Annotated in this window: 12 protein-coding genes and 1 pseudogene; 11 read left to right on the top strand and 2 right to left on the bottom strand. The window is 28.4% G+C overall.

Annotation, left to right across the window (positions count from 1 at the left end; translation table 11 throughout):
* The 5 genes from B2671_RS11730 to B2671_RS11710 all read left to right on the top strand — a co-directional run.
* A partial coding sequence (locus tag B2671_RS11730; protein WP_346870589.1) for a DNA cytosine methyltransferase occupies positions 1–686 on the top strand: 686 nt, incomplete at its 5' end.
* 62 nt (positions 687–748) lie between these two features.
* The gene (locus B2671_RS11725; RefSeq protein ID WP_346870588.1) at positions 749–2,068 is read left to right on the top strand and encodes a hypothetical protein; all 1,320 of its coding nucleotides are present in this window, start codon (positions 749–751) and stop codon (positions 2,066–2,068) included.
* 150 nt (positions 2,069–2,218) lie between these two features.
* Positions 2,219–2,398 (top strand): hypothetical protein, encoded by a 180-nt coding sequence (locus B2671_RS11720; protein ID WP_346870591.1) that lies wholly within the window; start codon positions 2,219–2,221, stop codon positions 2,396–2,398.
* A gap of 247 nt (positions 2,399–2,645) precedes the next feature.
* A complete protein-coding gene (locus B2671_RS11715; protein ID WP_346870587.1) occupies positions 2,646–2,993 on the top strand; it encodes a hypothetical protein in 348 nt (115 codons plus the stop codon).
* Between the two features lie 393 nt (positions 2,994–3,386).
* A complete protein-coding gene (locus B2671_RS11710; protein WP_346870586.1) occupies positions 3,387–4,895 on the top strand; it encodes a hypothetical protein in 1,509 nt (502 codons plus the stop codon).
* 98 nt (positions 4,896–4,993) lie between these two features.
* Here B2671_RS11710 and B2671_RS11705 read toward each other — a convergent pair whose 3' ends face one another.
* Positions 4,994–5,404 (bottom strand): hypothetical protein, encoded by a 411-nt coding sequence (locus B2671_RS11705; RefSeq protein ID WP_346870585.1) that lies wholly within the window; start codon positions 5,402–5,404, stop codon positions 4,994–4,996.
* 406 nt (positions 5,405–5,810) lie between these two features.
* Positions 5,811–6,506: a hypothetical protein gene (locus B2671_RS11700; protein ID WP_346870584.1), complete on the bottom strand. Its 696-nt coding sequence runs from the start codon at positions 6,504–6,506 to the stop codon at positions 5,811–5,813.
* Between the two features lie 202 nt (positions 6,507–6,708).
* Here B2671_RS11700 and B2671_RS11695 point away from each other — a divergent pair, with 202 nt between their 5' ends.
* The 6 genes and pseudogenes from B2671_RS11695 to B2671_RS11670 all read left to right on the top strand — a co-directional run bounded on the left by B2671_RS11695 (position 6,709) and on the right by B2671_RS11670 (position 11,137).
* Entirely contained in the window at positions 6,709–8,202 is a 1,494-nt protein-coding gene (locus B2671_RS11695) for a PLP-dependent aminotransferase family protein (RefSeq protein WP_346870583.1), read from the top strand.
* A 248-nt stretch (positions 8,203–8,450) separates the two neighbouring features.
* A pseudogene (locus tag B2671_RS11690) lies at positions 8,451–8,642 on the top strand (YitT family protein); the annotation flags it as partial.
* 21 nt (positions 8,643–8,663) lie between these two features.
* Positions 8,664–8,891: a DUF2179 domain-containing protein gene (locus tag B2671_RS11685; protein WP_346870590.1), complete on the top strand. Its 228-nt coding sequence runs from the start codon at positions 8,664–8,666 to the stop codon at positions 8,889–8,891.
* A 179-nt stretch (positions 8,892–9,070) separates the two neighbouring features.
* On the top strand, positions 9,071–9,538 hold the full coding sequence (locus B2671_RS11680; protein WP_414632636.1) for a helix-turn-helix domain-containing protein: 468 nt from the start codon (positions 9,071–9,073) through the stop codon (positions 9,536–9,538).
* A gap of 40 nt (positions 9,539–9,578) precedes the next feature.
* A complete protein-coding gene (locus B2671_RS11675; protein WP_346870582.1) occupies positions 9,579–10,754 on the top strand; it encodes a macrolide family glycosyltransferase in 1,176 nt (391 codons plus the stop codon).
* A gap of 89 nt (positions 10,755–10,843) precedes the next feature.
* A complete protein-coding gene (locus B2671_RS11670) occupies positions 10,844–11,137 on the top strand; it encodes a cysteine-rich small domain-containing protein (protein WP_346870581.1) in 294 nt (97 codons plus the stop codon).
* Positions 11,138–11,197: the final 60 nt, after the last annotated feature.

Genomic DNA, 11,197 nt, shown 5'->3' with positions numbered 1-11,197 from the left:
ATAAAGATAGTGTTGTAAATGCATGTTTTTATAAAGTCCCTCAAAGTAGAGAGCGTTCTATATTTTTATTGTCTAGAAAAGATACAAATATCAGATGGGAGCATCCAGAGCCGGAGTTGCCAGTGGTCACTTTAGAGGAAGCCATTGGATATTTGCCTTCTATAGACCCATTAGTCAGAGAAGAAAAAGAAAGATGGAGATTTCCGGAATATGAAGAAAAAAGAAAAAGAGCATTAGCAATATCTAAATGGAATTATCCACCTATTCATTCTTGGCATCATATTGAATGGATGATGCATACTCCAAGTGGAAAGACAGCATTTGAAAATAAGATATATTATCCTCAAAAAACAGATGGTACAACTATTACAGGTAGAATTAGTACTTATAAAAGATTTTCTTGGAATAAACCAGCAAATACAATAACTCAAAATAATGGAGTTATATCATCATCAGTTTGTGTTCATCCTGGAAGAGAAATCTGTAATAATGGCACAGAAGCAGGAAGATTTTTTTCTGACCCAAGAGTATTAACAATATATGAATTATTGATAGTTACATCATTACCATTAGACTGGAATATACCTGAATGGTCAAATGAAAGATTGATTAGAAATGTTATAGGAGAAGGAATTCCACCTTTATTAATAAAAAAAATTGTTAAAAATTTAATAGATAAACTATAGGATAGATTTGCTATTATATGATATAATTCCCTTATTAGTTATATTAATAAGGGGGTTTTTTTATGGGATTAGTAGTTCCGAGTATAGATTCAAATCCAGAAATGATTAATTTAGTATTAAGATTATTAGAAATCAAAGAACCAATTAATCAAGGGGATTTAGCTGATGAGCTAATGAAAGACTCTTTATTGGAAAAGGTTACAAATAAGAATGCAGCAATGAGAAAAACTGAAATGGCTAGATATTTAGGATTAGCAACCCTTGTTGGCAGACCAGCAAATCTATATATTACTGAAAGGGGAAGAAGATATAGAGTTGCAAATGAAAAAAATAAAATAGAAATAATATTTGAATCACTAATAAATGATTCATTTGGAAGAAATAATAATGGAATTAGCGGTACAGACTCAGATGTAGAAGCTCCGAATGTATTTTTAAAGTCAATAATAGATTTAAAGGGAGTTACTACATTTGAATATGCAATTATTTTATATTTGATGGATAAAGGGAACTTTACGTATAATGATGCTATAGAAGAAATTGAAAGAAGACGAGGAAAAAATTCTATAGAAGAAATGATAAGTTTAATTAAAAGTGATAATTTTGATAGAAAATATGGTAAAAATAATAAAATAATTAATTTTTTTAAAAATATGAATATAGTATATAAGCAAGAAGATGAGTATTATTTATTTGAAGAGATTTTTAATTTATATAAGGATGTAATTAGAAATTTAAAAGTGGTAAATAATATAAGTTACTCAGAAGTTGAAGAGGAAGAAAACGATGTTGATGGTTATACATTATATGAACATGAGAAAGAAGAGTCTGAAATAGATGATAGAACTTTAGGAAAATTAAGATTCTTTTTATCTAGAGATTTAAAAGCTGATGAAAATCAACAACAAGATTATCAATTAGATAGTAATGATAATGACAATGATAATGATAAGACATTAGTAGATTGGTCAATTGCGGAAGAAAAAATTAAATTAAGAAAAGATAGACATGAGGTAGTATTGGATAGATTTAAATTATTATTAAGAAATAAAGAATTTGATATTTGGCAGGGGAATATAGATTGTTTGGGAGTAAAAAGATCAAGTCCTATAATTATAGGAGAGGTAAAAACATTAAATGGAACGTTGAAGGATGAGAGAGTACAAGTAACTAAAGCTTTTGCACAGTTATATTATTATGAAATGTTTGCCATGGATAAGTTTACAGATTATGATAGTAAAAAAGTTGCAATATTTGAATCAAAAATTTCAGATAAACATATATGTTTTTTAGAAGAAAATAATATAAAAGTAATTTGGCAAGATGAGAATGGAGCATTTGATGGAAGTGAAAATACAATAAATTATTTTAATCAATTATAATATTAATTTTGCTGTAAAGTTCTTTAAAAGAAGATCTTTGTTATTGTGTAATAATATTTTGCATCTTAGTAATTATGTATTATAAATAAATTTATAAATATATATTATAATACTGATATTGATGTATAAAATATTTGGATATATTAGTTTGTGATAAATGTGTACAAACATCGCATAAAAATAGCAAGATTTCTTCAATGGAATGATAAGAAAGGTTGTTATACAGATGAAAATTGTGATTTAGAAGATATATCAAGAATGGCTTATGAAGATTCAGTAAAGTATTTCTTTGAAGTAATAAATGATGATTTTTATTACTTAGCTACTTGAAAGAAAAAGTAATATTTGTGTCAGTAATTAACCCATAAATCATAAAAAAATATGTATCCTTGACTCCTAGAAAAGGTAAAACAGATAAAGTGGATTCCATAAAGATAGCAAACTACGGAATAGATAACTGGTTTCGCTTATAGGAATATCCAGTAAAGGATGAAGTATATTCAGAGCTCAAGTTGCTTGGTAGACAATATGCCCATTACATTAAAATGAGAATAGAAAGAAACTTACACTTACTAATATGTTAGCTAAAACAATGCCAGGAATAAAATCTTTACTAAAAAACAATTCGGAAAATCGTGAAAGGGATAAACTAAATGACTTTGTAGAAGAATATTGGCATTTTGATAATATGACAAAAAAGAGTGAAAAACAGTTTATCAATAGTTACCTAAAGTGGTCAAAGAAAAAGGGATACCATCTAAATGAAACAAAAGCAAAACAAATTTATGCATTAGCTTCAGAAAGTATCCCAATCATATCTTCCATTACTCCATCAAGCAAAATGCTAATACTAGAATTTGTACGAGTTCTTAGAGATATAGACAGAACTCTAAAAATTATTTTAACACAAATTACAGAACTATAGAGAAAATTAAAAGAGTATGATGTGGTAAGAGAAATGCCTGGAGTAGGAGAGACACTTGCTCCAAGAACAATATCAGCACCAAATAAGTTTTTACGAGTTTACTATTCAAGAGTAAAAGAAATCTATACTGCTTAACTACTTCTTTAAAAGATACAAGAAAAACAGGCTAAACGGAAAAATTAGTTTAGTCTATTTTGTATGTTCAAAATTAAATAGATAAAAACATAAAAACCTTCTAAAAAATACTTGATTTTTATTAGTAGATTTTTGTGCTTACAAATGTATAGTTAAGGCTTTTATATAAGAGTTAGCTTGAAGAATGATAAATATATATAAAAATAATAATAAATGATAAAATATAGATATATTGGAAAATAAGGGGGGGGGAATAAGTTGAAAGTTGGATTTTTGTTTGGAGCAGGAGCAGAAGTTGGTTATGGATTGCCTTCAGGTGGAAAGTTTGCATTAGAGATATTTAGACAAGATACTACTAAAATAAAAGAATTATTTAAAGAGCAGCGTGAAGAGATAGATGATTCGACATATTATGCTGCTAATTGGCTTCCCGATAATTACAAAAGCAAAAGTGTAAGTTCATTTGGTAAGACGGTATTTGAAGCGATTATAAGGGATACTATTGAGCATAACAGAGATAGAATAATAGCTAAATTAAATGAATTTGATGATATTGCAAAAGATGAAGAAAAAAAATTAATAGGAAAGTATAGTAAGAGTTATTCTGAAATCGTTTCTGATTTATTGGGAACACCGTTAAAAAATTGTAATATGAAACAAAGAATATCATTTATTGATTATTTTAATGAGGGAAACAAAATATTTGAAAGTAATTACTTCTCTTCTTTATTAAAACTATATAAAACGCCAGGAGTATTCGAAGGTAATACAAAAAATGAAATAAGAAAGATTATATTAGCTATATTTCAATTGCAAATAGGGGCATTAAGCGAGAATTTAACAAGAAAAATTAATGACGGCATATTTAAGGATAAAGATGATGATATAGACTTATTAGATGACATAGGAGATATTATTCAACTTAATTCACAGACTACAGGATTGTCAGGTTTAGAATATGTTATGGAGAATAAAAAGATAGAGTTGAATTCAGATGCGGATTTATTATTAAGCTTTTCTAGAAATGTAATTGAAACAATTTATGCATCTGTATTAGATTACAAATCATTAATCGATTCAAATTGGCATTATTTATATTGTCCTAAAGATGAATGGGCAAAATTTTGTAAGATAAATATTTTTCTATTATCAGTTAGAGAGTATATAGTAAGTCAGCTTGGAGATACTTCTATTATTGTACAAAATGGATATTATCATGATTTGTTAGAGGGTTTAAATTTAGATAAATTCGAAACAACAGCAATTGCTACAACTAATTATAATGTATTTATTCAAGAAGTATTAAATAAAGAAATTTGTTACTTAAATGGTTCAACAAATATGTGGTATGACCCATATGTTAATAGATTAGGAAAAAAAGAAGAGCTTACGGATAAGGAAAAGCATTTTTTAGTACCTTTAATTTTCACACAAAGTGGGACAAAACCTATGACATCAATAGAAATGTCTAAAAAATATGTTGAAATGTATGATGATTTTAAAAATTCAGATAAAATATGTATAGTGGGTTTTGGATTCAATCAAGATGATGAGCATATCAATGGTATATTACGAACATTAATTGATATTGATAATAAGAAAGTAACAGTAATTGATATTGATAATGGGAGCGATACTGACTATTTTAAGGATAAAGTTGCAAATAAGCTTAAGGTTTTTAATGAGGATAATTTAGAAATAGTTTTGGTGGATTACAACAGGAATGTTGATGATGTAAAATGGTTAGACAGGGTTTTATTAATATAAGACTACATAAAAATTGTAATAGTAGTGGATTTTAAAGGTCATCCTTCACTTCACCTCCACCAGTAACAAATAGCTACATCAGCTCTAATCTGATGTAGCTATTTTACATTAATGAATTCTTCGTAAAAAGTCTCCTTTTTCTGAAGCTGTTCTTCTGTATATCTACCATTTCTAGGGGTAAGAGCTTTATATTGTGTTATTATCATTTCTGCACGTTTTCTTTTAGATTCTATAATTAAGTAAGGATAAATATATTCTAGTAATTTAATAGCATTATTCTGCTTAATTACAAATGAATAAGATAACTTATGTTTTTCGGGGTTATAATTTTTTTTCTTTATTATTACTCCATATCCAATGGTATCTTTTAGCCAAGTTAATAATTCTATAGTAGTGGAGGCTATTGATACGCAAGGAGCAGGATATTGATTTGTGTGAAATCGCTGTAACATAATACTCCCTTCTCCATCAATTATTCCAGCTATATAGGCTTTTTCTATTTCTGTCATTTAACCACCTCTATAGATAGTATTTACTGGTTTCTCAATATTATCAGAAATAAATCAAATAAGGTAATAATCTTTATGGTAATAGATCATATTATAAATTTAGGAGATTAAATGAATACTTCACCTGATGAAAGCTATGGCAGGTAAACTGGCTGGTTAGTATAATACCTTGCTATCTAACTTTAATAGTAGGGTTTTTATTTACATTTCTTTAGCCTATTAGGTCTAATAAACTTAGGAATACTAGGATAGAAGATATCAAACTAAACCATGCTTCTATAATAAGCCAAGAGTCTTAAAAGGTATTCAATTTAAAAAAATATTGGTATAAGAGGTAGATGTATTAAGTGACTACAGAGATGTAGGATGGATAATCCTCTCGCCTCCACCATTCAAAACCACGACATCATGTCGTGGTTTTTTCTTTTGAAATATTTTTATCTTCCTTTTTCTTCGTTATATTGTCGTTTATAAATCTAATATAATCATCAATAAATGTATGTTTAACTTTACTTACATCAAATTTAAATAATGTAAAGGCAAATTGAACAAAATATCCTAATCCAATTACCATAATTAAAGTACCAACCCCTACAGTTCCGCTTAATATATAACCTATAACTAGCACTGTTAACTCAATACTATTTCTTATGAAACGAACAGATTTTTTAAACTTTTTTGTTAAAGCAACCATGAGACCATCTCTTGGTCCGGAACCAAGTCCAGCACCAATATAAAAGTAGGTACCTATACCTATAACAAACATTCCGAGAGCTAGCATTAAAAATTGGGCAAATATATTATTGACTACAGGAATTAAGTTATTAAGCATTAAAACATCCATAAAAATACCTATGAAAAGCATATTGCAAATAGTTCCTATACCTAACTTTTCACCTAATATCCAATCAAGAATTATAAATATAAAACCAACTATTATACTTGCTTGGCCCATAGTAATACCAATATGGTTAGAAACTCCTTGATGAAAAACTTGCCAAGGAGAAAGTCCTAAATTTGCGTTTATTGTCAAAACTATTCCTGCAGCATAGAGAAAAAGACCTAAAAATAATCTCCCTAAAGTTAATAATAATTTCTTCATAATAAAACCTCCTACGTATATGATTTATGATGTAATTATAAAACAACACAGTGTATAACAGTCAAATGTTAAGTGTAACAGTTCTGATGAGTTATAATCATTTTTAATTTAGTTCTTTGATTTTTTTATACAGTGGTATAAAATATGATTATAAATATAAAGTAAATACTATAACAGTGTATAACACTTATGGAGGTTTATTATGAATATTAAAATTGATAAAAATAGTATAATCACAATAACACAACAATTAATCCAGTTATTTTCAGATAGAATTTTATCTGGACTTCTAAAAGATGGAGAGAAACTTCCATCAATTAGAGGTCTAGCAAGAGAATTAAATGTTAGCCCTATGACTATAGTAAAGACTTATAATGAACTAGAAAAATGCGGACTTGTAACAACAATACAGGGAAAAGGAACTTTTGTAAACAAAAGAAACAATGTAAGAGAAGAGCAAATACAATTGGAGAAAGATGACTTTCAATGGCAAATATCTGTAACTGATTATTTAGCTAGATCTCAATTTAGAAATAATCCTAATTTATCTTATAACAGCAAGTACTTTAATCTATCAATAGCTTCAATAAACTATAAATTACTTCCTACTGCAACTATTTTAAAGGATTTTTTTAAAATTTTTAATCTTAATGAGAAGGAACTTTCTACATATCCTCCTATACAAGGAGATTGTGAACTTAGGGAAGCAATGGCAAAATATCTAGGTTTGAAAGGAATAACAACTAATAGAGAAGATATATTAATTACTAATGGAGCACAACAAGGAATAAGTCTTATAGCAAGTACTTTTGTAGGTCCAGGTGATGTTGTAGTTATGGAAACACCTACCTATCCTGGAGCTATAGATTTATTTAAATGTAGAGGAGCTGTAATTCTAACAGTGCCTGTGGATAAAGAGGGCATGAGAACGGATATTTTAATGTCTTTATGTGATAAATATTCACCGAAGGTTATATATACAATGCCGAACTTTCAAAATCCTACAGGTTATTCAATGTCTATGAAACGTAAACTTGAACTTTTAGATATTGCAAAATACAACAATAGCATAATAATAGAGGATGATCCATGGAGTGAAATTTCCTATACAAATAATAGTGTAAAACCACTAAAATCAATGGATAAAACCGGACATGTTATCTATATAAAAAGTATGAAAAAAATTCTGGGACCCACGAATAGATTAGCGGCAGTTGTTGCTGAAGGCTCTTTAATTTCAAGATTAATAGCAGCTAAAGCTAACCACGATTTAGGAACATCAATTTTAAGTCAAAAAATAATTTTAGATTTTATAAGAACAAATGAGATTACAAGGTATGTTGCAAAATTAAATAAAGAATTAGTGAAAAGGAGAGACACTGTAATAAAGATATTAAAAGCGAATACACCTAAAGGTACAACTTGGACTATGCCAGAAGGGGGAATAAACATTTGGATTACTTTACCGGAAAATATTAATGTGGAGAAGCTTTTATTTCACTCGATTAATAGTGAGAAAATTTCTTTTTTACCAGGAACCATATGTTATCCCAATGAGGTAAATTTTAATACTTTAAGAATATGTTTTGCTTATATAGATGAAGAGTATTTAGAAATCACAATTAAAAAACTTTGTAAACTTATGAGGGAATTATCAGATTTAGAAGACAATAAAAACTATATACCAATTGTTTAATGATAGTTCTAAAGAGTAAGCCTTGGAATTCTTTATGGAGAATATATTATATAGAAATATAGGTATTTTTTCTTCTGCACGTTTTCTTTTAGATTCTATAATTAAATAAGGATAAATATCTTCTAGTAATTCAATAGAATTATTATGTTTAATTACAAATAAACAAAGATGACGTTTAGCACGAACAAATATTATTTAGTAGTCATTACTTTAAACCCCAATTAAAAATGATATAAAAATATTTTCACGTTGATTTAGGTACATCAGTTACTATTGCAGGAGCAATTATTTGCTGTACCGCAATTTTTGTGTATGATATAAGAACGGTAATCATAGGATTGATTGGAACTTATCTCAATGGATTAATATTGGAGCACTTCATGATAGGATTTAATTCTAGAAAAAGGGTTTGTATTATTTCTAATGATTATCAGTTAATTCGTAAATTTATAATAGAAGATATGAAACGTGGAGCAACACTATATCCAATTAAAGGTGGATTAGAAGCTGAGGGCAAGTATGAAATTGAAAGTTTAATGACACGAAATGAATTTTCTTATCTTATGGAATTTATCAAAAAAGAACAAATTGATGCATTTATTACCGCAGGAACAGTTAGTGAAATCTACGGTAATCTTGGAATAAAGGGAATTAAAAGTAAACCAAAAGTATTATTAGAAAATAAATAAAATAATTAATAATTATAGCTATGTAAGTTTAAACTTATATAGCTATTTTTAAATTAATGAGTTCTTATGAAATTTTTTCTTAGAATGTAATTCTTCTGTATATCTACTACTTCTAGGAGTAATGAAGTTATAATTTCAATATAAATATATACATGAATGTTAATGCTGGTTGATAGACATTGAAGGGTAAGAAAAATATAATAAATATGAAAGGTATGACAAATATGATTAATATAAATTTGAAAAGATTAAGGAAAATCAATCAATATACTCAAGAAGAGGTAGCAGAGAAGATTAATGTTTCTAGGCAAGCTGTTGCTAAATGGGAAAATGGAGAGTCAACTCCAGATATAAATAGTTGTATTGCTCTTGCAAAACTGTATAACGTTACTATGGATGATTTAGTTAATCATTCAGAAGAAGATTCAGGTGTTGTTGTACCACCTAAGGGAAAACATTTCTTTGGGTCTGTTGTGGTTGGAGAACGTGGGCAGATTGTTATTCCTAAAAAAGCTAGGGAGCTATTTAATATTAAGTCTGGTGATAATTTATTAATATTAGGAGATGAAGATAGGGGAATTGCCATTGTACATCAACGTGACCTTATAAATTTTGTAGGACAAATTGGTGTGGTAACTAAGGAGTAATAGATTTTAAGCAGAGGGGTTAAGAGGGGAGGATTATAATATGAGTAAGATAGTATTTTTTTGCATTCCTGCACATGGACATACGAATCCTACTATTGAGGTAGTGCGTGAATTATCATATAGAGGCAATGAAGTATGGTACTATTCTTTTGATGAATTTAAAGAAAAGATTGAAGGAGCAGGTGCAAAATTTATTAGTTGTAATGAGTATCTTCCAGAATTAAAGCATGGAGATGAGAAAAAAATTGGGAAGGATTTTGCTGCTTTAATTGAGATGATAGCAGATACGACTATAGCTTTAGATGAAAAAGTATGCAGTGAACTTAAAGGGTTTAATCCAGATTGTATTGTATCAGACTCTTTATGTTTTTGGGGTAAGCTATTTGCAGAAAAATTGAATATTTCCTATGTATGTTCTACAACAACCTTTGCATTTAATAAGTATACAGCAAAGATGATGAAGAAAAGCTTTAAGGAAGTTATACGTATGATTTTAGGCATGAGTCGTATTAATAAGAAAATAGAGCTTTTACGAAACCATGGATATAATGTTAAGAATTTTGTTTCTATAATTCAAAATGATAATGATACAAATACAATTGTATATACTTCAAAGGAGTTTCAACCAATGGTAGAGACTTTTTCAGATAAATATTCCTTTATAGGTCCTTCAGTATCTAATGTTAAGGCTGGATATGAGGAAAGAAAGCGTAAAAAAATATATATTTCCTTGGGAACGGTTAATAACAAAAATATAAAGTTTTATAAAAATTGTATAAGAGCCTTTGAAACTTGTGATTTTCATGTGGTTATGTCAGTTGGAAAAGATACTGTAATTGAAGACTTAGGCTATATACCGGATAATTTTAAGGTTAAAAATAGTGTGGAGCAAATTATAGTGCTTCAAAGTACAGATGTATTTGTTACTCATTGTGGTATGAATAGTGTTAATGAAAGCTTGTATTATGGTGTTCCTATGGTGTTATACCCACAGCATGAAGAGCAAGGAATGGTAGCAAAACGAGTTGCTGATTTGAAAGCTGGGATCTTTTTAAAAGGTAATAAACCTCAATGGATAAAAGATTCAGTATTGCAGGTTATGGATAATGATGATTATAAGAAAAACGCATATAAATTAGCAGACGGTTTCAAAAATGCTGGAGGTGCAAAGAAAGCAGCTGATTCTATATTAAAGGTTATGGATGCTAGAAATTGACTGTTAAAAGTACAAACTGTATAATAAAAAGTGTAAGATAAATAGTGTAAAAAACTTTACACTAAGGATAAAGGGTAGGGGGAGAAAAAATGATAGATAAATATTGGGAAGGTAAGCATTATGCTTTTCATCAAAATAAGGAATGTGAATATTTCCCTTGTCACAAAACTAATAAACCTGAGGAGTTTAATTGCCTATTTTGTTATTGCCCACTTTACGCATTAGCTGATAAATGTGGTGGTAATTTCAAAATTACTGAAAACGGAATAAAAGACTGTAGTGGATGCATGGTTCCACATGTTAAAGATAACTATGGGCTTATAAATAGTAAGTATGTTGAAATTGGGAAATTAGTTAAAGAGCAATTAGAAAAAAATAAATAAGCAGATAATAAAGAAGCTAAAAATCTAGATACCAAGTTATATCTAGATTTTTAGCTTCTT

The sequence above is a fragment of the Clostridium sp. UBA5119 genome (assembly GCF_002414285.1).
Lineage (GTDB): Bacteria > Bacillota > Clostridia > Clostridiales > Clostridiaceae > Clostridium_J > Clostridium_J sulfidigenes.
Note: the sequence above shows the minus strand (reverse complement) of the source record. Positions and strands in the feature narration are given on the sequence as shown.